Origin of the sequence: Streptomyces albospinus (assembly GCF_014648695.1) — a bacterium.
GTDB classification, from domain to species: Bacteria; Actinomycetota; Actinomycetes; order Streptomycetales; family Streptomycetaceae; genus Streptomyces; species Streptomyces albospinus.
This window is the reverse complement of sequence record NZ_BMRP01000001.1, coordinates 325,171-346,797: the sequence shown is the minus strand read 5'-3', so window position 1 is coordinate 346,797 and position 21,627 is coordinate 325,171. Positions and strand designations below refer to the sequence as shown.

At 71.0% G+C, this 21,627-nt stretch carries 19 protein-coding genes, 1 tRNA gene and 1 pseudogene; 5 read left to right on the top strand and 16 right to left on the bottom strand.

Annotated elements, in window-relative coordinates:
- Positions 1 to 81: 81 nt before the first annotated feature.
- The 5 genes from thrC to IEZ17_RS01740 form a co-directional block, all read right to left on the bottom strand.
- Positions 82 to 1,167 carry a threonine synthase gene (thrC, locus tag IEZ17_RS01760; RefSeq protein ID WP_189295562.1) on the bottom strand — a complete coding sequence of 362 codons (1,086 nt, stop codon included), beginning with the start codon at positions 1,165 to 1,167 and terminating at the stop codon, positions 82 to 84.
- Positions 1,168 to 1,175: 8 nt separating this feature from the next.
- Complete coding sequence (locus IEZ17_RS01755) at positions 1,176 to 2,468, bottom strand: homoserine dehydrogenase (RefSeq protein WP_189295560.1); 1,293 nt, start codon at positions 2,466 to 2,468, stop codon at positions 1,176 to 1,178.
- 139 nt (positions 2,469 to 2,607) lie between these two features.
- Positions 2,608 to 3,999 (bottom strand): diaminopimelate decarboxylase, encoded by a 1,392-nt coding sequence (gene lysA, locus IEZ17_RS01750; protein WP_189295558.1) that lies wholly within the window; start codon positions 3,997 to 3,999, stop codon positions 2,608 to 2,610.
- A 103-nt stretch (positions 4,000 to 4,102) separates the two neighbouring features.
- A complete protein-coding gene (gene nrtL, locus IEZ17_RS01745; RefSeq protein WP_189295556.1) occupies positions 4,103 to 5,482 on the bottom strand; it encodes an ArgS-related anticodon-binding protein NrtL in 1,380 nt (459 codons plus the stop codon).
- Between the two features lie 105 nt (positions 5,483 to 5,587).
- Positions 5,588 to 6,112, bottom strand: coding sequence for a response regulator (locus tag IEZ17_RS01740; protein ID WP_189296195.1), 525 nt, complete (start codon positions 6,110 to 6,112; stop codon positions 5,588 to 5,590).
- A gap of 234 nt (positions 6,113 to 6,346) precedes the next feature.
- On the opposite strand from IEZ17_RS01740, the gene IEZ17_RS01735 reads away from it, so the two are divergent.
- Positions 6,347 to 6,418: transfer RNA gene (locus IEZ17_RS01735), tRNA-Arg, on the top strand.
- A 250-nt stretch (positions 6,419 to 6,668) separates the two neighbouring features.
- Here the strand turns inward: IEZ17_RS01735 and IEZ17_RS44105 are convergent.
- Together IEZ17_RS44105 and IEZ17_RS01725 are read right to left on the bottom strand one after the other, a co-directional pair.
- The gene (locus IEZ17_RS44105) at positions 6,669 to 6,851 is read right to left on the bottom strand and encodes a hypothetical protein (RefSeq protein WP_308427579.1); all 183 of its coding nucleotides are present in this window, start codon (positions 6,849 to 6,851) and stop codon (positions 6,669 to 6,671) included.
- Positions 6,852 to 7,683: 832 nt separating this feature from the next.
- Positions 7,684 to 7,881 (bottom strand): annotated as a pseudogene (locus IEZ17_RS01725) (helix-turn-helix transcriptional regulator).
- A gap of 131 nt (positions 7,882 to 8,012) precedes the next feature.
- Between IEZ17_RS01725 and IEZ17_RS01720 the strand changes: the two are divergent.
- The gene (locus tag IEZ17_RS01720; protein WP_189295554.1) at positions 8,013 to 8,555 is read left to right on the top strand and encodes a GNAT family N-acetyltransferase; all 543 of its coding nucleotides are present in this window, start codon (positions 8,013 to 8,015) and stop codon (positions 8,553 to 8,555) included.
- 287 nt (positions 8,556 to 8,842) lie between these two features.
- Here IEZ17_RS01720 and IEZ17_RS01715 read toward each other — a convergent pair whose 3' ends face one another.
- From IEZ17_RS01715 to IEZ17_RS41925, 3 genes are all read right to left on the bottom strand, one after another.
- Positions 8,843 to 9,259 carry a hypothetical protein gene (locus IEZ17_RS01715; RefSeq protein WP_189295552.1) on the bottom strand — a complete coding sequence of 139 codons (417 nt, stop codon included), beginning with the start codon at positions 9,257 to 9,259 and terminating at the stop codon, positions 8,843 to 8,845.
- Positions 9,260 to 9,408: 149 nt separating this feature from the next.
- The gene (locus tag IEZ17_RS01710; RefSeq protein WP_229851674.1) at positions 9,409 to 10,077 is read right to left on the bottom strand and encodes a hypothetical protein; all 669 of its coding nucleotides are present in this window, start codon (positions 10,075 to 10,077) and stop codon (positions 9,409 to 9,411) included.
- A 395-nt stretch (positions 10,078 to 10,472) separates the two neighbouring features.
- Positions 10,473 to 10,832 carry a DUF6083 domain-containing protein gene (locus tag IEZ17_RS41925; RefSeq protein WP_229851672.1) on the bottom strand — a complete coding sequence of 120 codons (360 nt, stop codon included), beginning with the start codon at positions 10,830 to 10,832 and terminating at the stop codon, positions 10,473 to 10,475.
- A 719-nt stretch (positions 10,833 to 11,551) separates the two neighbouring features.
- Between IEZ17_RS41925 and IEZ17_RS01705 the strand changes: the two genes are divergently transcribed.
- Entirely contained in the window at positions 11,552 to 11,749 is a 198-nt protein-coding gene (locus IEZ17_RS01705) for a hypothetical protein (protein ID WP_189295550.1), read from the top strand.
- Between the two features lie 125 nt (positions 11,750 to 11,874).
- Here IEZ17_RS01705 and IEZ17_RS01700 read toward each other — a convergent pair whose 3' ends face one another.
- From IEZ17_RS01700 to IEZ17_RS01675, 6 genes are all read right to left on the bottom strand, one after another.
- Positions 11,875 to 13,518, bottom strand: a complete 1,644-nt coding sequence (locus IEZ17_RS01700; protein ID WP_229851669.1) for an ABC transporter permease subunit — start codon at positions 13,516 to 13,518, stop codon at positions 11,875 to 11,877.
- A 5-nt stretch (positions 13,519 to 13,523) separates the two neighbouring features.
- Positions 13,524 to 14,417, bottom strand: a complete 894-nt coding sequence (locus IEZ17_RS01695) for an ABC transporter ATP-binding protein (RefSeq protein ID WP_189295548.1) — start codon at positions 14,415 to 14,417, stop codon at positions 13,524 to 13,526.
- Position 14,418: 1 nt separating this feature from the next.
- Positions 14,419 to 14,847: a hypothetical protein gene (locus tag IEZ17_RS01690; RefSeq protein ID WP_189295546.1), complete on the bottom strand. Its 429-nt coding sequence runs from the start codon at positions 14,845 to 14,847 to the stop codon at positions 14,419 to 14,421.
- Positions 14,848 to 14,994: 147 nt separating this feature from the next.
- On the bottom strand, positions 14,995 to 16,212 hold the full coding sequence (locus tag IEZ17_RS01685) for a sensor histidine kinase (protein ID WP_189295544.1): 1,218 nt from the start codon (positions 16,210 to 16,212) through the stop codon (positions 14,995 to 14,997).
- 67 nt (positions 16,213 to 16,279) lie between these two features.
- Positions 16,280 to 16,963 (bottom strand): response regulator, encoded by a 684-nt coding sequence (locus IEZ17_RS01680; RefSeq protein ID WP_189295542.1) that lies wholly within the window; start codon positions 16,961 to 16,963, stop codon positions 16,280 to 16,282.
- Positions 16,964 to 17,021: 58 nt separating this feature from the next.
- Positions 17,022 to 18,266, bottom strand: coding sequence for a cytochrome P450 (locus IEZ17_RS01675; RefSeq protein ID WP_229851746.1), 1,245 nt, complete (start codon positions 18,264 to 18,266; stop codon positions 17,022 to 17,024).
- A gap of 473 nt (positions 18,267 to 18,739) precedes the next feature.
- Here IEZ17_RS01675 and IEZ17_RS01670 point away from each other — a divergent pair, with 473 nt between their 5' ends.
- Positions 18,740 to 20,149, top strand: a complete 1,410-nt coding sequence (locus IEZ17_RS01670) for an FtsW/RodA/SpoVE family cell cycle protein (protein WP_229851666.1) — start codon at positions 18,740 to 18,742, stop codon at positions 20,147 to 20,149.
- On the top strand, positions 20,146 to 21,600 hold the full coding sequence (locus IEZ17_RS01665; RefSeq protein ID WP_189295538.1) for a penicillin-binding transpeptidase domain-containing protein: 1,455 nt from the start codon (positions 20,146 to 20,148) through the stop codon (positions 21,598 to 21,600). Before IEZ17_RS01670 ends, IEZ17_RS01665 begins: the two co-directional genes overlap by 4 nt.
- Positions 21,601 to 21,627 lie beyond the last annotated feature (27 nt).

Genomic DNA, 21,627 nt, shown 5'->3' with positions numbered 1-21,627 from the left:
GCGCAATTTGCTGTACGGCGGATGACGGGGGGCCGGCCGCCCCGTCATCCCCTGCCGTACGCGCAGGTCACGAACGTCCGGTCAGCCGAGGCCGAGCCGCTCGGCGGCGGCGTCCGCGTCGATCGGGACGGTGAGCGGCTGCGGCGCTCCGGCCACCGCCCAGTCCGGGTCCTTGAGGCCGTTGCCGGTGACCGTGCAGACGATCCGCTGGCCGGGGTCGACCTTGCCCTCCTCGGCGGCCTTGAGCAGACCGGCGACCGAGGCGGCCGACGCGGGCTCCACGAAAACACCCTCCTGCGCGGCCAACAGGCGGTAGGCAGCGAGGATTTGACGGTCCGTCACAGCGTCGATGAGGCCGCCGGACTCGTCCCGGGCGCGCTCCGCGAACTCCCACGAGGCGGGGTTGCCGATGCGGATCGCGGTGGCGATGGTGTGCGGGTCCTTGACGACCTCACCGCGCACGATCGGGGCACTGCCGGACGCCTGGAAGCCCCACATCCGCGGGGTGTGCGAGGCGATGCCGTCGGCCGCGTACTCCCGATAGCCCTTCCAGTAGGCCGTGATGTTGCCGGCGTTGCCGACGGGCAGCACATGGATGTCCGGGGCGTCGTCGAGCATGTCGACGATTTCGAAGGCGGCGGTCTTCTGGCCCTCGATGCGTACCGGGTTGACGGAGTTCACAAGTGCGACCGGGTACTTCTCGGAGAGGCTCCGGGCCAGCGTCAGGCAGTCGTCGAAATTTCCGTCGACCTGGAGGATCTTGGCGCCGTGGACCAGCGCCTGGCCCATCTTGCCGAGCGCGATCTTGCCCTGCGGGACCAGCACCGCGCAGACCATGCCGGCCCGGACCGCGTAGGCGGCGGCCGAGGCGGAGGTGTTGCCGGTGGAGGCGCAGATGACCGCCTTGGCGCCCTCCTCCTTGGCGCGGGTGATGGCCATCGTCATCCCGCGGTCCTTGAACGAGCCCGTGGGGTTGGCACCCTCGACCTTGAGGTGCACCTCGCAGCCGGTGCGCTCGGACAGCACCTGGGCCGGCACGAGAGGCGTACCGCCCTCCCGGAGGGTGACGATCTCGGTCGTGTCGCTGACCGGAAGCCGGTCGCGGTATTCCTCGATGATTCCGCGCCACTGACGACTGGTGGTGGTCACGGTGGAATTGGCAGACATGGGTTCCTTTACTCCCCTTCGACCCGCATGATGCTGACGACACCGCGGACGGTGTCCAGCTCGCGCAGTGCCCCGACCGTCGACGACAGGGCCGCGTCGGTCGCTCGGTGGGTGACGACGACGAGGTCCGCTTCGCCGTCCTTACCCTGCTGACGGACCGTATCGATCGATACGCCGTGTTCGGCGAAAACCGTCGCGACCTGCGCGAGAACGCCGGGTTTGTCGGCCACGTCGAGACTGATGTGGTAGCGGGTGACGACCTCACCCATGGGGCTCACCGGCAGCGCGGTGTACGCGGACTCCCCCGGCCCGGTGGCACCGGCGAGCTTGTTGCGGCAGACCGCGACGAGGTCGCCGAGGACCGCGGAGGCGGTCGGCGAGCCGCCCGCGCCCGGCCCGTAGAACATCAGCCGCCCGGCCGCGTCGGCCTCCACGAAGACCGCGTTGTACGCCTCGCGCACGGAGGCCAGCGGATGCGTCAGCGGGATCATCGCCGGGTGGACCCGCGCGGTCACCGACGCGCCGTCCGCGGCCCGCTCGCAGATGGCCAGCAGCTTGACCGTGCAGCCCATGCGCTTGGCGGAGGCGATGTCGGCCGCGGTGACCTCGGTCAGGCCCTCGCGGTGCACATCGTCGATGGTGACCCGGGTGTGGAAGGCGATCCCGGCGAGGATCGCGGCCTTGGCGGCGGCGTCGAAGCCCTCGACGTCGGCGGTCGGGTCGGCCTCGGCGTAGCCCAGCGCGGTCGCCTCGTCCAGCGCCTCGCTGTACCCGGCGCCGGTCGAATCCATCTTGTCGAGGATGAAGTTGGTGGTGCCGTTGACGATGCCGAGCACCCGGTTGACCTTGTCACCGGCCAGCGATTCGCGCAGCGGGCGCACCAGCGGGATCGCACCGGCGACCGCCGCCTCGTAATACAGGTCGGCGTTGTGCTTCTCGGCCGCCGCGTGCAGCGCGGCACCGTCGGCCGCCACCAGCGCCTTGTTGGCCGAAACCACACTGGCGCCGTGCTCGAAAGCGGTGGTGATCAGACCCCTGGCGGGCTCGATCCCGCCGATCACCTCGATGACGACGTCGATGTCGCCCCGTTTGACGAGCGCGGTCGCATCGGTGGTGATCAGCTCGGCCGGGACGCCGTCGCGCACCTTCTCGGGGCGGCGGACGGCGATCCCGGCGAGCTCCACGGGCGCCCCGATGCGGGCCGCGAGGTCGTCGGCGTGCGTCGTCATGATGCGCGTCACCTCTGAGCCGACCACACCACAGCCCAGCAGCGCCACCTTCAGCGGACGCGTACGCATCATTCGACCTCGTCTTTTCTTCGATCCAGCGGTTTTCATGCTTGGTCATGCACCAGTCTCACGCACCGGACGGCTCTTTCCGTCGTCGGTCCGGATACCGAGACATTTATTTCATCCGGGGCCCGGTCCCGGCGATCCGCCCCTACCCGACATCCAACCGCAGGAGATCTTCCTCCGTCTCCCGCCGGACGATCACCCGCGCCGCACCGTCCTTGACGGCCACGACCGGGGGCCGCAGCGCGTGGTTGTAGTTGTTCGCCATGGAGCGGCAGTACGCACCCGTGGCCGGTACCGCGAGCAGGTCCCCCGGCGCCACGTCACCGGGCAGGAAGGCGTCGCGCACGACGATGTCGCCGCTCTCGCAGTGCTTGCCGACGACCCGGGACAGCATCGGCTCGGCGTCCGACGCGCGCGACACCAGCGCCACGCTGTACTCCGCGTCGTAGAGCGCCGTACGGATGTTGTCGGACATCCCGCCGTCCACGGACACATACGTCCGCAGCCCTTCGAGCTCCTTGACGGTGCCGACCTCGTAGAGCGTGAACGCCGTCGGCCCGACGATCGCCCGCCCCGGCTCGACCGACAGCCGCGGCACCCGCAGCCCGGCGGCCTCGCACTCGCGGGTCACGATGTCGCCCAGCGCCTTGGCGATCTCGTGCGGCTCGCGGGGGTCGTCGTCGGAGGTGTACGCGATCCCGAGCCCGCCGCCGAGGTCGATCTCCGGCAGCTCGACCCCGTGCTCGTCCCGGACCTCGGCGAGCAGCTGCACCACACGGCGCGCGGAAACCTCGAAACCGGCCATGTCGAAGATCTGCGACCCGATGTGGCTGTGGATCCCGATGAGTTCGAGGCCGTCCAGCTTCAGCGCGCGGCGCACCGCCTCGGCGGCCTGCCCGCCGGCGAGCGCGATCCCGAACTTCTGGTCCTCGTGCGCGGTGGCGATGAACTCGTGCGTGTGCGCCTCGACGCCGACGGTCACACGGATCTGCACCGGCTGCCGCTTGCCGAGCTTCTCGGCGATGTGCGCGACCCGCACGATCTCCTGGAAGGAGTCGAGCACGATCCGTCCCACCCCCACCTCGACGGCCCGGGTGATCTCCTCGGTGCTCTTGTTGTTGCCGTGCAGCGCGATCCGCTCGGCGGGCATCCCCGCGGCCAGCGCCGTGGCCAGCTCACCGCCGGAGCAGACGTCGAGATTCAGCCCTTCTTCGTTCAGCCATCGCACGATGGCCCGGGAGAGAAACGCCTTCCCCGCGTAGAACACGTCGGCGTCCGCCCCGAACGCGTCCTTCCAGGCCCGGCAGCGCGCCCGGAAGTCCTCCTCGTCCAGGAAGTACGCCGGCGTACCGAACTCCTCGGCGAGCGCGGTCACGGCCAGCCCGCCGACGGTGACCACACCGTCGGCGTCGCGCCGGACGGTACGGGACCAGACGTGCGGGTCAAGGGTGTTGAGGTCGGCGGGCGGCCCGGCGTAGTGCCCCTCGGGCAGGACGTCGCCGTGGCGGGGCCCAGCAGGATGCGCGGAACGACTCATAGCGGAAACGATCCCCTCAAAATCTTTCAGAGGTAGTCATCAGAGGCAGTCATCAGGGGTGCGCGACGGCAGTGGGACGGATACATCAGGCGCCTCACACACATCAGACGTATTCAGGAGCAGAGATGCCGAGCAGGCGCAGGCCGTTCCCCAGCACCGTCCCCGCGGCCTCGGCAAGGGCCAGCCGGGCACGGTGCACGGCCAAGGGTTTCTCCTCGCCGACGGGCAGCGGCGGGAACTCCTCCTGGCACCGCAGCCAGGCGTCCGCCGTCGCCTCCAGATGCCGCACCAGCCGGTCCGGCGCCCCCAGCCGCAGAGCACTCTCCGTGGCGGAAGGGTAGGTCGCCAAGCACGTCCGAAGCGCCTGGAGGGTCCGCGACGGCTGCCCGCCCGCCGACCCTTCCGGATCATGCGGACGCCCGGACGCGGCCGGGCCGTTCCCGGCCGCCATCACCTCGCCCGGCTCGCCCGCGAACCCCAGCTCCCCCGCATTGCGCACCATCGCCCGGGTCCGGGCATACGCGTACTGCACCCGGAACCGAGGATTCTCCTCCCGCTGCGCCGGCCGCTCCGGCACCCGCACCGGATCCTGCGCCGCCGGCCGCAGCAGCACCCAGCGCGCCTCGTCCGAACCGAGCCGCGCCACGAGCCCGGCAAGCTCGACGAGAGCGGAGGGGGAGGCCGGGGCGGGGGCCGGTGTGGACGTGAAGGTGGGGGTGGAAGCAGGGCCGGGGGTGGAAACAGAGCGGGAGCTGGAAGCAGGGCCGGAGCTGGATGCGGAAGTGGAAACGGGGCCGGAGGCGGATACGGATGGAGAAGTGGAAACGGGGCCGGAGCTGGATACGGATGGAGAAGTGGAAACGGGGCTGAAGCCGGAAACAGAAGGGCAGTTGGTGGAAACCGCACCCTCACCCGGCCACTCGATCGGACCGCCGTCGGAGCCGTCACCCGAGCCGGCGACCTGCTCACCGGGCCCAGCCGGCTGCCCACCAGCCGCTCCGATCCGCGCCAGCACCTCGGCCACGACCAGCCCGCGCGCGCCACTCCCCACCGAAGCCGCTGCCGAGGCCGCCACCGGGGCCGACGCCCCGTCCCCCTTCCGATCCATGTCCCCGGAAACCCTCAGCTCCCCGGAAGCGCCCAACTCCCCGTACGCCGCGCCCCGCGCCAGTACTTCCCTTACGAGCCCGGCCAGCGCACCGTCGCCCAGCGTGAAATTCAGGAACCCGGGTCCCGCGATCTCGACCCGGGCGATCCCCGCGCTGCCGGCCAGCCGCTTCCGCAGAATCTCGGCCACCTCCCGGGCCGGCCGCCCGGCGGGCTTGGCCAGCTGCAACGCGATGTTGGAGGCGTAGTCCCCACACCCGGGCCGCGGAGGCGGCTGCACCACGATCCGCGCCGGTACGGCCACGGAGAGCTCCCGTTCCTCAACGGCACCGCGCACGGAACGCAGGACGGTACGGGAGAGCTCGGCGGGTGTCACAGGACAAGCGTATGGGAGAAGGGGGGCGTCCATGCGACCCGGTTTCGCCCTGTGGACACCCGGCACGGTCCACCCGGCTCCGCCCCGGCCCGACGACCCGCCGCTTCAGCCCGCCGGCCGCCCCCCGGCCCCGGATTCCCCACCGCTCTCCACGCCGCTCTCGACCCCGTCCCCCACGCCGTTCCCCTGGCCTCCGTCCGCGGCCGTCAAGCCGCCCCCCGACGCCTCGCACCCGCCCTCGCAACCCCCGCCCTCGGGCCCGCGCTCCCGCTGCCGCCCTTCCCGGACCAGCATCCCGACCGTACGCACCAGCTCCGTCGGCTCGAACGGCTTCGCCAGAAAAGCATCGATGCCCACCGTCTCGCCGTTGTCCACTTCGCCCTGGGTACAGGCGCTGACGATGGCGATCGGGATGTCCCAGGTCCGCGGGTCGGAACGCAGCCGCGCGGCGGTGTGCAGACCGCTGAGCCGCGGCATCACGACGTCGAGGGTCACCACATCCGGTCTTACGTGGTGCACGACGTCCAGACATTCGGCACCATCAGCCGCGGTCACGACCTCGAAGCCCTCCAGCTCAAGGTTGACCCTGATCAACTGCCGGATCACCTTGTTGTCGTCCACGACAAGGATCCGACCGGACAAGCCAGGCACACCATGAGACTAGGGGCCGACCTGCGGCTGCGTCCCGGTTTTGCCCACTTCCGCCCCCATGCGGGGGACCTTTCCACGAGCACTGCCGGCACACCCGCCCCATGCGGTAAGGACGACCTTCCCTCGCCTCCCGCACCCCTCCCAAATCCCTGTTCATGAACACCCCATCAGAGCTGGTAGGGTTCTACCCGTCGCCGCAAGAACAGCGGCAACGCCCCCGTAGCTCAGGGGATAGAGCAACGGCCTCCGGAGCCGTGTGCGCAGGTTCGAATCCTGCCGGGGGCACTTCGACCGAAGTGCCGGAAGACCCCGTGACCAGCAGACAAGCGGTCAGCGGGGTCTTTGTGTATGTGCAGGCGGATGCCGCCGAACGCAGCCTCATGACAGTGATCACGTAATGACGACGTAATGATCTTGATGGGCTTCTTTCCAGGTCAGCGCTGCTTTCTCCGCCCCTCGTCATACCACTCGAACACGACGAAGCCCCGGATCTCTCCGGGGCTCACGTCGGCCTGTGGACAGTGCCTGGACAGGCTCAGCCGCCCTCTCCCAGCTCCTCCTCTCCCGGACCGTTCATGATCCGTTCGTTCATCTCGGCTTCCTGGCCGTCGATGCACTTGGCGTAGATCTTCAAAAGCACCTCCACCGAGTGCCCGGCCCGCGCGGCCACTTCCGCGGCAGGAACCCCCGGAGTTGAGCCACTGGGAGACTCCGGCATGCCGCAGGTCGTACGGCCGAGCGGCCAGGACCGACGAGACCTGTGCCGGCTGGAGCGCCAGCTCCCGGGCGCGCTTCCAGGCTCGCGAGTACGACGACGCCGCCACGACGTGCCCCCGCTCACTGTTGAACAGCCGCCCGTCCTCCCCCGTGCCGAACTCCTTCACATGCTCCTGGAGCAGCCGGACCAGCGGCGGCGGGATCGGCACCTGCCGGACCTCTCCCTCATCCCGTTGCTTGAGGCCCCGGCGGTCGTGCACCTCTCCCGAATCAGTCCATGCTTTGCCCGCGGTCGGACGCGTTTCCCGTAGGTCGATCCGACCCCACCCCTTCTCAGGAAGTACGCAGTCCGAGAGGCGCAGTCCCAACGCTTCACCAGGCCGAGCCGCCGCGTGGTACAAGACCCCGCAGAAGGCCCGCAGCCGTTGCCCGCCGGACCGCTCATAACCGCCCACGGAGGTGACTGCGGTGAGGAGTTCACGCGCCTGCCGCGGGTTGATCAGGACACGGCGGTCAACCGCCTGCACCGGCCGCCGCCCGTTCTTCCGCTTTCACTTGATCTTGCTCAGCGGATTGGTAGGCAACATATCCAATTCCATGGCTTTTTCGAGGAAGTTGAAGACAACCGCGCGAATCCGGCAGACCAGTCACAGTGTCGAACGACTCGCCCTTGTCGACGGCCCCGACGAGCTTGGCCCGGAACCGGTCTGCCGGCGGTTCAGTCTTGTGTGACTCACCGAACGGATATCCGTCGGCTGACCAGTGCACTACTCAAGTGGGCTTCTTAGTGATTCCGTTGACGGTGATCGGCCAGACCGACACCGTGGAGGACTTCACGCAGTCCGCTCGGCCCGCTCCTCCAGCCAGGAATTGAACACGTCCCGCCGCACCCGGAGTTCACCGTTCGGCAGCCGGATTCAGCGTGGCGCGATCCGCAATTCGCGCCAGCGGTAGAAGGTGCGCTTGGAGATGCCGCTCAGCTCTTCGAGCATCTGGCGGAACGTGAGCAGTTCCGCCCTCCCATGCGCCATGGCCGTCACCGCCTCGGACCGAGGCGGGGGGGGGCGGCCGGGGATTGAGAGTCCCCGGAAAATGCGGGTGGGCCATTGCCTGCCCCCGGTTATCCTGCCTCGTCCTGAACAGGCCAGGGAGGTCCCCCACCATGAGCAGCACCACGTCGTCCTTTCCCGAGCGGATCGAGCTCTCGGGGGAGGGTCTCGTCCTCCGCGACTGGACGGAGGAGGACCTGGCCGCGATGCCGGAGCTGTTTGACCACCCCGACATCGCGTACTGGACACCGATCGTCTCCCCCTTCGACGAAGCTGCCGCCCGCGCACGGCTGGACCGGGACCGGCGGCTGCGGGCGGAGGGCACTGCCGTCCTGCTCGCCATCACCGTCGACGGCGGCGCACCGCTCGGCGAGGTGATGCTGCGGCGTGCCCCCGAGGGCACAGAGATCGGCTACGCGGTCGGCCCGGCGCACCGCGGCCAGGGGCTGGCGGCGCGGGCGGTGCGGGTGATGGCTGCGTACGCCTTCGAGCAGCTGGGTGCGGGGCAGGTGATCCTGGAGCTGGAGGCCGAGAACGCCGCCAGCGTCGGCGTGGCCAACAAGGCGGGCTTCAGGCTGCTCGACGTGCCGTTGATCACGGGTGAGGAGAAAGGGCGGCCCTTCGCTCTGCAAACGTGGGGGCTGAGCCGCCCCTGACCCTCAGTCCCTGCGCCTGACGTCAACGGCAGTGGCCGTAGGCAGCCTTGAGGTACCGCTCATGACCGATGGCTCCGCAACTCCTGGCGGCTGAGGCCACGGTGGATCGAACGTGTAAAGCGGGGGGGGAGACAGGGGGAGGCAGACTCACCGTGGGGCGAGACGATCTCACCGTGGGGCGAGACGATTGCCACGCTCTCATGCCGGTATGGATCTGTTGGGAGATCCCGGCGTGCCGGAACGACCACGGCACGCCGGCGAAGGGGCGCGGCCCTGTCCGCGGTGAGCTAACTGCCCAGTGCTTCGATGACGCGACGAACCGACTCGATGACAGGCACACCCGCGGCGCCGATCATGGTCGCCACGCCGGAGATGTTGGTGAGAGCGCGGCGCATGGTGCTGTGCGGCACGTCCTGACCGGTTCCGATCGCGCGGAGAGATTCGTCGATGACCTCGCGGTCCTCGGGCGGCACCTGGTTCCGCAGTACCTGAATCGTGGCGATCATGTCCCTGAAGGCCGAGCGAGGGTCGGTCGGGCCCTGGTTCTTGATGATGCCCGTGTTGTGGTCACCGTACTGCTCCACCCTGGGCACGATCACCGTTCTCCGAGCGCGAGTGATGTTGTGCAGTGGATAGGCGTCCGCGCCTACCCACAGGACCCGTCGGCTCACCTTGACGTCAATGACACCGTGCTTGTCCGGCACTTCCCACCGTCCCCCAAGATCAATCCCGTACGTCCACGCCTGCTCAAGGATTGCGGGAGCCGGCCGCCTTCTCCATAGCCCCTGTGGGGCGAGCCCCGGCGTGACTCCAGCCGTGTCGGCACGCCCGTGTCTCCAGAACGGGAAGGCTCCTAGCGGACGAACTCCTCAGCCCCGTAACGCACCCGCGCCGTGGTCCAGTTGACGCCGAGCTTGGTGACGAACTTCCGTGCCAGGGCGAGGTCGGCGCGCGGGGCGATCAGGATCAGTCGCCCGCCGGTGGTGACGGAGCCGCCGCCCAGCTTTTCGCGAGCGACGGGGTCCGCCACCAACGCATCGTGGACGCGGCGGGTGTCGACACCCGGGGCCTCGATGTCGACCGCCTTGGCGTCCGGTGCCGTCCGTGGCAGACAGCGGAAGGTCAGTACCGACTCCTGGTGGTACTGCTTGGCCAGCAGGCCGGCGATGTGGTGCAGACCGGCGGCGGAGACACGGTTCACGTCGAACTCCCGCGACCGCTCGTACGTCGTCTTCTTCAGCTCCGAGGACCAGTAAACCCCGTTCAGGAGACGGGACTTGCCGGCCCGGGCGGCGTTGGCGCGGATGACGTGCCGCACCTCCCGGTCGAACCTGGCCAGCCGTGTCTTGAGTCGCGGATCGGCCGGATCGGTGATCAGGGCCCTGTTGTTGGTGGCGAAGATCTCCGCCTGGGTGGTGGGGTGAGCGGAGAGGGAGATGGGGGCTGCCCGGGCAGTACTCGTGCCCATCGCCGCCGACGCCATGACGCACACCATCGCCAGAATGCCGAACCGCCGCTGCATGCCTGCTGCCCCTCGTCTGCCGTTCCGTCACGCCGCACCGACGGGCGCGGCGTGATCACGGTAGGAGCCGACGGGTGCGCTTCGCCTGGAATTGCTCGGCACTGGCCAAGACTGTTTCCTGTCGGACTGGTTGCCATCCCTTTCGGTCCTGCGCTGACTGGCTGCCGGAGCGCCGGCGGGCCCCGCATCCTTCATCGCACGACAGCCCCACATCCCTGGCGCTGTTCAGCGGGGTCGTTGCGTATGTGCCGGGGGCGGATGCGTGCTGAGCGGTCCCAGGACGGGGGCTGCGGGCTGTTCGGGGACGGGATCTTGAGGCGGCATCTGCTCAGGTCGAATCCAGGAGTGGTGGCGGCCGGTCACCGGCACCGCGCCGGCTCCTACCCGGCGTGTGGTCAATCCTCCGGAGGCTCCGGGGCCGCCCGGCGTTCCGCCTGCCGACCGTTCTCGCCTCGCCGCGTCGTCAACCACGGCCACAGATCCGGCAGCGGTCGGGCAGGGCAGGCGAGCCGGTGCTCGATACGGCACCGCTGGGACGGATCCGGCGGGCACACACCGTAGAGGGCCACCCGCCCGTCGGACAGCACTATCCACCGGTGGTCCGCCGGCACCGTGTGAGCCAACGGCATCATGTCCGGCTCCAACAGCACCGAGGCGTGTTCCAACGTGGCCACGCGGTCCGCCGGCAGGCCGCAGTCCGGGCAGCGCGACTGCCCGCCCTCCAGCCGACGCGGTCCCTCTCCGGAAACCCCCATACAGTGAGGGTCGACGGATCGGGCCGCTGTGCGAAGAGCGTGAATCGGACGGGTCACAGGATGCGGTCGTCCATCGGTGAAACGAAACTCGACGCGGCAGGTGCAAGCGGCCACTGCTGACCAGCGGCACGCGGCCGAGACACCGCGAAGTCCCCCTCCGGCCTTTTCGGGCCGAGGGGCGAACGAGTCGAGGTGCTGATTACTCGTGCTCGCGTGACCGCTCTTTGAGTTCGTCGTGCGGGTGGCGATGTGCCGCCCGTCCGTCGACGGACTCGGCGTGGCGGCTCAGCAGGGCCTGTGCAGTGCGCCCGCGCGGTCAGTGGCTTCGTCGGGTCCGCCCGTAGTCGAGCCGGGTCGGCAGAGCCGAGGCGGCCGGGGCCGGCGGAGGGGGCGCACGTACCCGAACTTGCTGCCGGACACGGGGGTTTCCGGGCTTATGGGGTAACCGAGGTACGGGAATGTAGGGCATATGGGGGTTCTTGACGGGATGGGGGATTCCGCTGCGGCGGTCGGGGCATTACAGCGGAACCGTGGTGCCAGTGCAGTACAAAGGAGACGTGATTCCTGGAAAAGCAGGGATCTTCTCCTGTGCAAGTGATGGTTGCCCTTTTGGGTCTGCGATTTCCTCCCTGTCAGCATCGCCATCCGCCGGACGCAGCATCGTCGGGCAGCCCGTTTCGGCAGAGCTGCGCATTCACAGATGAGGGGAATGATGCGCATTGTCCACCTACGAGCCAGCACTCCGGGGACTCTGGGCAGCGATCATCATGCTCGGTGCGCTCATCGCCGCGATGCTCGGCACGGTCGCTCTCTGGACCGTGGGGGCACCCGCCTATACGTCGCTGGGTGCGGGAGGTGCCACATTCATCGGTGTGGCCACTCTGGGTTTCACCCTCAGGAAGTTCTTGACCGAGTGAGTCCGCCGGCGAGTCCGCACGTGAGTGGGCGAGCGGGGCGCACGGAATTGCCGGTTCCGCTCCTGCCTGCACCGAAGGGCCGGGCCCGGGGAGGCCGGGGCCGGCCACCGTTCCTCCCGCCACTCCTACGCCGACGGCCGCCGGCGCGCCACCGCCGCCACTCCCAGCAGCGCCGCCGCGACCGCGAGCGTCAACGCCGGGTGCGGGCCCGGGAAGTGGGCGGCGGTGTGCAGCGCGCCCATGTAGTCGAAGAGGGGAAGGCCGGTCGCGACGGTGTACCAGAGGGGCAGATAGAGCGCCTGGAAGAGCCGGTGGGTGCGGCTCAGCGTGCCCAGCGCCAGAGCCAGGGAGGGGATGAAGAGGGCTCCGGCGGTCCAGGCTGCGGCCCCGGGCAGGTCGGCGGCGGCGAGCATACGGACCAGCGGGGCGGCGCCGGCCAGGGCGGCGAGCGTCGCACCCGCGGCCCACTCGGCGAGCAGCCGGAGACCGGGGGCCGGGCAGGCGGCGAGCAGGGTGTCGGCACGGTGTTCGTGGCCCTGGGTGCCGAGCCGGGACCACAGCAGGATCGGCCAGATCCAGGCCAGCGGGAGCAGCACGCGCAGAGTGCCGGGCAGCGGGGCGGCGAACCCGGCGAGGGCGAGGAGAGCGGCACCGGCGTACCACCACCAGGGGGTGCCCTGGAGGAGGATGCCGAGTTCGCCCGCGTAGAGCCGGCCGAGCGGCGGGAAACCGGCCGCGGCCGGGGGGTGGGGCGACGGTCCGGGCCGGCGCCGCGGCGGAGCGCACAGCTGTTGCTGATGAGGAGTCAAGATGGTGCGCAGCTCCGGAGTCCGGGGTTCAGGAGAGGGCGCCTGCGGGGCCGGTCCGGACGGGTCCGCTCGACGACGGGCCGGGTCGAAGCGGGGGAACCAGAGGGCGGGGAGCACGGCGAGGGCGAGGGCGAGGAGGAGCACGGCCAGGCGGCCGAGCGTGTAGGCGGGGGTGGGGGTGAACCCGGGCCAGGGAAACGGGGTCAACGGTGCGTCGAGAAGGGTCAGTCCCAGGCTGAACTCGCCGGAGACCGGCAGGTGTTGGGCCACGGCTGCGTCGCGCAGGGACTCGACCACGGCGTTGACGCCGGTGCCCCCGAGGGGCAGGCCGGGGCCCTGGCCGCCGGTCGCCAGGGCCAGCCAGCTGCCGAACCAGACGACGTTGCCCAGCCCCGTCCGCAGCAGCGGCAGGGACTCGAAGAGCAGCGCGAGGGCGGCGGTCAGCGCGACCATGGGCAGCGCCAGGAGGGCATAGGGGCGGCAGAGCGCCAGCGGGTCGACGGTGGCGGACTCGCCGCGGGCGAGTTGCATGACGAGCGCGGTGGCGGCGAGGGCGACCAGCATGGACGTGAGGAGCAGGAGGTTGCCGAGGAACTTGCCGGCCAGGTACGCGGGGGTGCGGAGCGGGGTCGCGGCGAGCAGCCTGCCCACCCCCGAACTCCGGTCGCGTTCGAGGGAGTTGCGGGTGAGGTAGAAGCCGCCGAGGCTGATCCACAGGCCGCCCGCCAGGGCCGTGGCCGTGCCGACGTAGGCGCTGTTGTAGCGGCCCCGGTAGTCGCCGAGCTGGAGGATCACCCAGTGGGCGCCCGAGTCGGGAACGGCCACGTAGCCGAGGAGCACCGCGGCGGCCAGGGTGGCGAGGTAGGCGGGGCGGCGGACGCGGTCCCGGAAGTCGGCGAGGGCGGCAGCGGTGACACCGCGCGTCAATTCCCTTGAAAGGAGGGAGGGTTGGTGGTGCATGGCGGTCAGGCTCCCTCGGGTGCTCGGGCGGTGGGCGGGCCGTGGACGAGGGCGAGGTAGGCGTCTTCGAGGTCGGGGGGCAGCGGGGCCGCGCCCTCGTACGGCTGGTGCGGCGACAGCAGGCGGATGCGTACGCCCTCGGGGGTGCGGGCCAGGCGGCTGACGGTGTACCGGGCCTGTACCGCCGGGACGGAGGCAGGATCGACGAGGACTTCCCAGACCTGGCCGGCCACCGTGCGGAGCAGTTCTTCGGGGGTGCCGCGGGCCCGGAGGCGGCCGGCGGTGAGGACCGCGATGTCGGACGCGACCGACTCGACGTCGGAGACGATATGGGTGGAGAGCAGCACCACCCGCTCCGCCGCCAGCTCGCCGAGCAGGTTGCGGAACCGGACCCGCTCCTCGGGGTCGAGGCCGGCCGTCGGCTCGTCGACGATGATCACCTGCGGGTCGGCGAGCAGGACCTGCGCGATGCCGATCCGGCGCAGCATGCCGCCCGAGTAGGTGCCGAGGGGGCGCTTGACGGCGTCGGTGAGGTTGACGAGTTCCAGGAGGTCGTCGATACGCGCACGGGCCGCCGCGCGCGGTACGCCCTTGGCGGCGGCCAGGTAGCGCAGGAACTCGCGTGCGGTGAGGTTCGGGTAGACGCCGAAGTCCTGCGGGAGGTAGCCGAGTGCCCGGCGCAGCGGCTGCGGCCCGGCGACCGCGTCGGCGCCGTGGAAGAGGACGGTGCCGGCGGTGGGGCGGGTGACGGTGGCGGCGATCCGCAAGAGGGTGGACTTCCCCGCCCCGTTGGGGCCGAGGAGCCCGCACAGGCCGGGCGTGAGGCGGAGCGTCAGATCGTCCACGGCGGGCTGTGCGCGGCCTTTGTAGCGCTTGGTGACGGCGCGGAGGTCGAGCATGTCAGCCGCGCTCCCCGGCGGTTGCGGCGGCGCCGGTGGGGGAGACCGGCCGGCCGTCCTTGATGACGGCGGTGCCTCGCGGGACCTCGACCCGGAACCTGGCGTCGCAGAGGGCGAGACCGCTGCACCCCGCGTCGATGTCGAGGGTGTCGCCCTTGAGGACCCACCTGAGGTGCTCGGTGCCGGCCGCCGCGGCGAACCAGCGGGTCACCTTGATGTCGTGCCGGTCACCGGCGATCAGCTCGGTGGCGACCTCATGGGTGGTGAGCTTCAGGGTCCTGCCCGTGTAGGGGAAGGTCTTGGTGACGGGGGTGGCCTTGGCGGCGTCCACGGAGCAGGCGGTGAGCGGCAGGACGGCCGCGGCGGCGAGCGCGACGAGGGCGGCGGGACGGCGGGTGCGGCGGCCGGCGGGCCGGTACGGGCGGGGCATCGGAGTCTCCTGGGGCGCGGTGTCGCCGGGCGCAGGAACGCCCGGCGGCTGACGCCGGAAAGGATTCCGGGGCGGGGGTGGCGGGCACATCTGCCGATCGGCAGATATCGGGACCCTGGTTTCCCGCCCTCTCGGTGCCGGGACACCCTACTGCCGTGCGGCCGGCGGCAGCAGGCAGTTCACCCGCCAGCCCGGTCCCCGCTCGCCGGTCTCCTCCGCCACCGCCGGGCCCGCCTCCAGTGCGCCGCCGAGGGCGCGGACGCGCTCGGCGAGGGCGACGAGGCCGGTGCCGCCGCCCCGCCGGGTGGCCGCGGGCGCCCCCTGCGGTCCACCGGCGTCGTCGGCCACGGAGATCCGCAGCCCGCCGTCCGGGGACCGTCCCGCCGTCACCATCACCCGGGTCGCCCCCGGTGCATGCCGCCGCACGTTGGTCAGGGCCTCCAGCACGACCCGGTACGCGGTGTCCTCGGCCTCCCGGGACAGGGCGCCCGCCGGCTCGGCCCCCTCCCCCGCCCCGATCCGTACATCGACCCGTGCCGGGGTCATGGCGGCGAACCGCGCGACCAGTTCGGGGAGGTCGGCCAGGCCGTGGTGGCGGGTGGGCGGCGGCTCCAGCGGTGCGCGGTCGCCGGCCTCGCGCAGGGTCTGCACGGTGCGGTCCATGGAATCCAGCGCCCGCAGCCCCGCCTGCTCGATCCGTTCCAGGAGGGCGCGGTCGTTCCCGGGCCCGTCGCCGTCCAGTTGGGCGGCCTGCGCCTCCAGGACGATCCCGGTCACCTCATGCGCGACGAAGTCATGGAGATCCCGGGCCAGTTCGAGACGCTGCTCGCGCCGGGCCAGCGCGACGGCGTGCACACGCCGGGTGTCCAGCGAGCGCAGATAGAGCCCGACGCCGGTCGCGCCCGCGGCGGGGAAGAGGGCCAGCGCCACCATGACGACCGATTCCTTCGGCCCGGTCTGCACCGCGTGCAGGGTGAAGCGCAGCGGGAGCGCGACCGCCGCCGCCCCCACGAGCGCGCCGAGCGCGGCTGCCCGGGATCGGGGCAGCCGCCGTATCGCCCGGTAGAGGAGGACGAGCAGCGCGACCGACTCGAACGGCGCCCAGAGGAGGACCAGCCCCGGCGTGCCCGCGTAGGCCAGGTCCGCGGCCAGGGAGGCGAGTGCGGTGCCGCCCGCCGCCTGCGCGAGGGAGATCCGCCCCTGCGGCCAGGCCGAGATCGCGACGACGAGGGCGAGCGCCGCCATGACCGCCAACACCGAGCCGGCCGGCGGCGCCACCGCGGCCGGGGCGAGCACCGATGCCACGGCCGCGCCGCACCACCACCGGCGGCGCCGCGGACGCCGTGACACAGCTCCGTGATCCATACGGGAAAGGCTAGGAGACCGCCCCGCGACGGGGAGCGCCGGTCACCGGGATCCGCGCGACGTCGCCCTACGGCATCCGGCCCGTCGCGTACCCCATCTCCCAGGCCCGGACCGCGATGCCGACGCGGTTACGGACGCCCAGCTTCCGCTGGATGCTGGCGACATGGGTCTTCACCGTGCCCGCCGAGATGAACAGCTCACCGGCGATATCGGCGTTCGTCCTGCCTTCGGCGACCTTCCCGGCGATCTCGATCTCCCGCTCCGTCAGCGCCTCGTCGGCCCGCCGCCGCTGCCGGTTGTGCCGGCCCTGCGCTCCGGCCGGGGCGCCGGTGACGTGCTGGAGCAGCCGGACGGTGACCGACGGGCTGATCAGGCTGTCACCCGCCATCGCCGCCCGGACCCCCTCGACCAGCAGCGCCGGTCCCGACCGCTTCAGCAGGAACCCGGAGGCGCCGAACCGCAGTGCGGGATAGACGTATTCATCGAGGTTGAAGGTCGTGACGACCACCACCCGCACCGGATGCGGCGCCTCGGGACCGGCCAGCATCCGGGTCACCTCCAGGCCGTCCCGCCGCGGCATCCGGATGTCCACCAGTGCCACGTCCGGCATCAGCCGCCGTGCCGCGTCCACCGCGGCCACGCCGTCGGCCGCCTCGCCGACGACCTCCATGTCCGGCTGGTTCTCCAGGATGCGCCGCATTCCCCGGCGGACCATCTCCTGGTCGTCGGCGATCAGTAGGCGAATGGTCACGGGGGGATTGTGCCAGCCCGCGGCGGAGGAACGGACGGGGTGGGCGGTACGGGCGTGCTCAGCCGTCCAGCCGCACCGGCAGCGACTCGATGCCGTAGACGATGGAGAGTTTGCGGAAGGCGAGCTCCTCCGGGGCGGCGGCGAGGCGCATCGAGGGGAAGCGGCGGACGAGGGCGGGGTAGGCGGCCCGGAGTTCCATGCGGGCGAGTTCGGCGCCTACGCAGCGGTGGATTCCGTAGCCGAACGCGAGGTGGGAGGGAACGTTGCGGGAGGGGTCGAACCGCTCCATGTCGGGGCCGAGTTCGCCGTCGCGGTCGGCGCCGCTGAGGGAGCACAGGACGACGTCGCCGGCAGCGATCTGCACGCCGCCGATCTCCATGTCCTCGCGGGCGAAGCGGGGGAAGGCGACCTGGACGACGGTGAGGTAGCGGAGGAGTTCCTCGACATAGCGGTCGACCGCCTCGTCGCCGTCCTTGAGGGCGGCGAAGTGCTCCGGGTCCTGGAGGAGGACCAGCGCGCCGAGCGCCAGCATGCTGGCGGTGGTTTCGAAGCCGCCGGTCAGCACGCCGTCGGCGAGGCCGGCCAGCTCCTCGTCGGAGACCGAGTCGCCGTGCTCCTTCACGATCATGCCGAGCAGGCCGTCACCGGGGTTTTCGCGCTGCTTCTTGACGATGTCCCGGAAGTAGGAAAGGGATTCGGATATGGCGCCGAATGACGCGTTCGCCCCGCTGAAGAGGTCGAAACGGGCGGCGCTCAGCCGCTCGAAATCGGCCCGGTCCTCGTAAGGGACGCCGAGGAGTTCGCAGATGACCAGGGAGGGAATGGGCAGCGCGAAGGAGTGGACGATATCGACCGGTGTACCGTCCCGGCCGGCCGCTTCCATGGCGTCGAGGCGCTCTTCGACGATTTCGTGGATACGGGGGGTGAGCCGGCTCAGCCGGCGCATGGTGAATTCGGGGGTGAGCAGGCGGCGGAGGCGGGTGTGGACGGGCGGGTCGGCGAATCCCAGGCCGCCGGGATTCTGTTCGGCGCCGGCGCCGGCCTTGCCCACGAGGTTGGTGAAGTCGGAGCTGAAGGCGTTGGCCTTGCCCAGTACCGCCTTGACCTCGTCATAGCCCGTGACGAGCCAGACATTGGCGGCGATCGGCACCGGGAGCTTGCTGATGGGCTCCTTTTCGCGGACGGCCGCCAGATCGTTCACCGGATCCAGCCCCTCGCGCCGCAAGGGCATCAGGACAGGTTCGGGCAAGAAAGACATTCGAGACAGGTCGAAGCCCTTCTTGCTCGTTCTCACCAGATACATACGGCCGGCCCAGGCGATGATCCGGGAACGGAGGGTCGTCATGACGCTACTACTGCCTTTCGTCGCGGGGGACGGTCGCCCGCGCTCAGCCGCCCCCGGGGGCCGAAACGGCGCGGGACCTCCACTCGGCGTGCACGGATGTGACGTACGCCATAGCCCCTCGCGTGCGGCGCCATGGCACAGGTCCATGGCGTCGACCGGTGCGTTCGGTCGTCCGCATCAGCGTGACGAGCTCGGCCTTCTGCTATTCGTTGCGACCGAGTTTACAAACTGCCGTTGAGCTCGTTCACGGAACAACCCCGGGATGCCCCTGCGGGGCCCCTGGCTCTTCCCCAAGGACGCGGGACGGACCGCGACGGGTTGCCCGCACCGCTCCGCATCCCGGTCAAGTCCCGTGTGCGCGCCGACCTCTGCCCGGAACGCCGTATGCGACATAACGGAAATATAGGCTTCCGCTTGCTACGTTGCCGGATATGGCAGATATGACGGCGCCAGCGGCAAAAAGGGCCGCCGGCGCGCGCGCCGCGGGTGCTCCCCCGTCCTGGCCGCCGCTCCCCAAAAGGCGGGGCATCGAACTGGCCCTCCTCATGGGCGCCGTGTTCCTCAGCGTCTGCGGATATGTGGTGGTCGGCTTCGCCCGGGCGCATCCGGTGCCGAGCGGGGCAGCCGGCTACGGGGCGGGGCTGGGCGGGCTGGCGCTGCTGGCTCACCTGGCGGTGCGGCTGCGCGCCCCGTACGCCGATCCGCTGCTGCTGCCGACCGCCGTCCTGCTCAACGGGCTCGGGCTGGTGCTGATCTTCCGGCTCGACCTGGAGACGCCCGCCGACCCGGCCGCGCCCGCGCAGCTCGTCTGGTCCACCGTCGGCATCGGGCTGTTCATCGCGGTGGTGGTGCTGCTCCGCGACCACCAAACGCTCCAGCGGTATGCCAATGCGAGTGCCGCGGTGGGGCTGCTGCTGATGGTGGTGCCGATTTTCTTTCCCGCGGTCAATGGCGCCCGGATCTGGATCCGAGCGGCCGGATTTTCCATTCAGCCGGGCGAGTTCGCCAAGGTGCTGATCACGGTTTTCTTCGCCGCATATCTCGCGGCGAACCGTAATGCGCTGGCGTATACGGGACAGTCCGTGGGTCGATTGCGGCTGCCGGCCGGGCGGGTACTGGGGCCGGTGGTCACGATTTGGCTGATCAGTGTCGGGGTGCTGGTACTGGAACGGGATTTGGGAACCTCGCTGCTTTTCTTCGGGATTTTCGTGGTGCTGCTGTACGCGGCCACCGGGCGGACCGGGTGGCTCGCGGTCGGGGTGCTGCTGGCGGCGGCGGGCTCGGCGGCCGTCAGCGCGGTGGAGCCGCATGTGAACGGGCGCGTGCGGGACTGGCTGCATCCGTTCGCCGGGATCGCGGCGGGCCGGGGGCCGGGGCAGCTGGCGCAGTCGCTGTTCGCGTTCGCCGCGGGCGGGGTGTTCGGGACCGGCCTCGGGCAGGGGCACTCGTATCTGATCGGGTTCGCGCAGAAGTCGGACTTCATCCTGGCCACCTGGGGCGAGGAGTTGGGGCTGGCCGGGCTCACCGCGCTGCTGGTGCTGTACGCGCTGCTGGTGGGCCGCGGGTACCAGGCGGCGCTCGGGCTGCGCGATCCGTTCGGCAGTCTGCTGGCCGTCGGGCTCGCGGCGCTGCCCGCCCTCCAGGTCTTCGTGATCGCGGGCGGGGTGACCGGGCTGATCCCGCTGACGGGGATGGCGCTGCCGTTCCTGGCCCAGGGCGGGTCGTCCGTGGTGACCAACTGGATCATCGTCGCGCTGCTGGTGCGGATCAGCGACCGGGCGCGCGCGCCGCGGCCCGCCCCGGACCCGGCGGCGCCCGGCGCCCCGGGAGGCGCCCGGTGACCCGCGCCATCCGGCACACCGCCGCCTTCTCCTTCCTGCTGCTGGTGGCGCTGCTGGTCAACGCCGTCCGGGTGCAGGTCCTCGAAGCGGACGGCTACAACGCCAACCCGGCCAACCGGCGGGCCAGCATCGTCCGTTACGCCCAGCCGCGGGGCACCGTGGAGGTCGGCGGCAGGCCGGTCACCGGCTCCCGGGACAGCGGCGGGCGGCTGCGGTACGAGCGCACCTACACCGAGGGGCCGCTGTACGCACCGGTCACCGGCTTCTCCTCGCAGCTCTACGGCACGTCCCTGATCGAGCACGCCGAGGACGGCATCCTCGCCGGCACCGACTACCGGCTCGAACTCTTCCCCTGGTGGGACCGGCTGACCGGTACGCACCGGCCGGGCGGCCGGGTCGAGACCACCATCAACCCGGCGATGCAGCGCGCGGCGTACCGGGGGCTGGACGGCAGGAAGGGCGCCGTGGCGGCGATCGAACCGCGCTCCGGGCGGGTGCTGGCGCTGGTGAGCAGCCCCTCGTACGACCCCAACGAGCTTTCAGGCAACGGGGCTTCGGTCTCCGACGCCTGGCGGCGGCTGAACCGGGCGGCGCAGCAGCCGATGCTCAACCGGGCGCTGCGGCAGACCTATCCGCCCGGCTCCGTCTTCAAGGTCGTCACCGCGACGGCCGCGCTGGAGAGCGGCCGGGTGCGGGACCTCGACGCCCCGCTGGACATCCGCGACCCGTACACCCTGCCGGGCACCCGCACCTCCCTCGGCAACCCGGCGCCGGGCTGCGAGGACGCGGGCCTCAAGGAGGCGTTCCGGCTCTCCTGCAACACCGTCTTCGCGCGGCTGGGCGTGGACGTCGGGCTGCGCGAGATGGCCGCCACGGCGGAGCGGTTCGGGTTCAACGACCGCGGGCTGCGCATCCCCTCCCCCGTCGCGCCGAGCACCTTCGACACCCGCATGGATCCGGCGCAGCTGGCGCTCTCCTCCATCGGGCAGTACGACACCGCCGCCACCCCGCTCCAGATGGCGATGGTCGCGTCGGCGGTCGCCAACGACGGCCAGCTGACCCCGCCGTACCTCGTCGACAAGGTGACCGACGCGGGCGGGGTGCTGGTCGCCGCCGGGGCGCGGGGCCCCACCCAGCAGGTGATGAACCCGGCCACCGCCGAGCAGCTCCAGGAGATGATGACCGAGGTCGTGGCGCACGGCAGCGGCCGGCCGGCGGCGATCGACGGGTTCACGGTGGGCGGCAAGACGGGGACGGCGCAGCACGGGGTGCGCAACGAGGGCACGCCGTATGCCTGGTTCATCTCCTGGGTGCGGAAGAAGGACAACCACGAGCCGGTGGTGGCGGTGGCGGTGGTCGTGGAGGACGCGGAGGCCGAGCGCGAGGACATCAGCGGGGGCGGCAGCGCCGGGCCGATCGCGCGGGCGGTGATGGCGGCCGGGCTGCGGTGAGGGAGCTGCGGTGACGCAAGTCCGGAA

What these genes read in the sequence shown, in the direction of transcription:
- thrC (WP_189295562.1), bottom strand. Translation starts at nt 1,167, where the DNA reads ATGTCTGCCAATTCCACCGTGACCACCACCAGTCGTCAGTGGCGCGGA.
- IEZ17_RS01755 (WP_189295560.1), bottom strand. Translation starts at nt 2,468, where the DNA reads ATGATGCGTACGCGTCCGCTGAAGGTGGCGCTGCTGGGCTGTGGTGTG.
- lysA (WP_189295558.1), bottom strand. Translation starts at nt 3,999, where the DNA reads ATGAGTCGTTCCGCGCATCCTGCTGGGCCCCGCCACGGCGACGTCCTG.
- IEZ17_RS44105 (WP_308427579.1), bottom strand. Translation starts at nt 6,851, where the DNA reads ATGCCGGAGTCTCCCAGTGGCTCAACTCCGGGGGTTCCTGCCGCGGAA.
- IEZ17_RS01720 (WP_189295554.1), top strand. Translation starts at nt 8,013, where the DNA reads ATGAGCAGCACCACGTCGTCCTTTCCCGAGCGGATCGAGCTCTCGGGG.
- IEZ17_RS01710 (WP_229851674.1), bottom strand. Translation starts at nt 10,077, where the DNA reads ATGCAGCGGCGGTTCGGCATTCTGGCGATGGTGTGCGTCATGGCGTCG.
- IEZ17_RS41925 (WP_229851672.1), bottom strand. Translation starts at nt 10,832, where the DNA reads ATGGGGGTTTCCGGAGAGGGACCGCGTCGGCTGGAGGGCGGGCAGTCG.
- IEZ17_RS01700 (WP_229851669.1), bottom strand. Translation starts at nt 13,518, where the DNA reads ATGCACCACCAACCCTCCCTCCTTTCAAGGGAATTGACGCGCGGTGTC.
- IEZ17_RS01695 (WP_189295548.1), bottom strand. Translation starts at nt 14,417, where the DNA reads ATGCTCGACCTCCGCGCCGTCACCAAGCGCTACAAAGGCCGCGCACAG.
- IEZ17_RS01690 (WP_189295546.1), bottom strand. Translation starts at nt 14,847, where the DNA reads ATGCCCCGCCCGTACCGGCCCGCCGGCCGCCGCACCCGCCGTCCCGCC.
- IEZ17_RS01685 (WP_189295544.1), bottom strand. Translation starts at nt 16,212, where the DNA reads ATGGATCACGGAGCTGTGTCACGGCGTCCGCGGCGCCGCCGGTGGTGG.
- IEZ17_RS01675 (WP_229851746.1), bottom strand. Translation starts at nt 18,266, where the DNA reads ATGTATCTGGTGAGAACGAGCAAGAAGGGCTTCGACCTGTCTCGAATG.
- IEZ17_RS01670 (WP_229851666.1), top strand. Translation starts at nt 18,740, where the DNA reads ATGGCAGATATGACGGCGCCAGCGGCAAAAAGGGCCGCCGGCGCGCGC.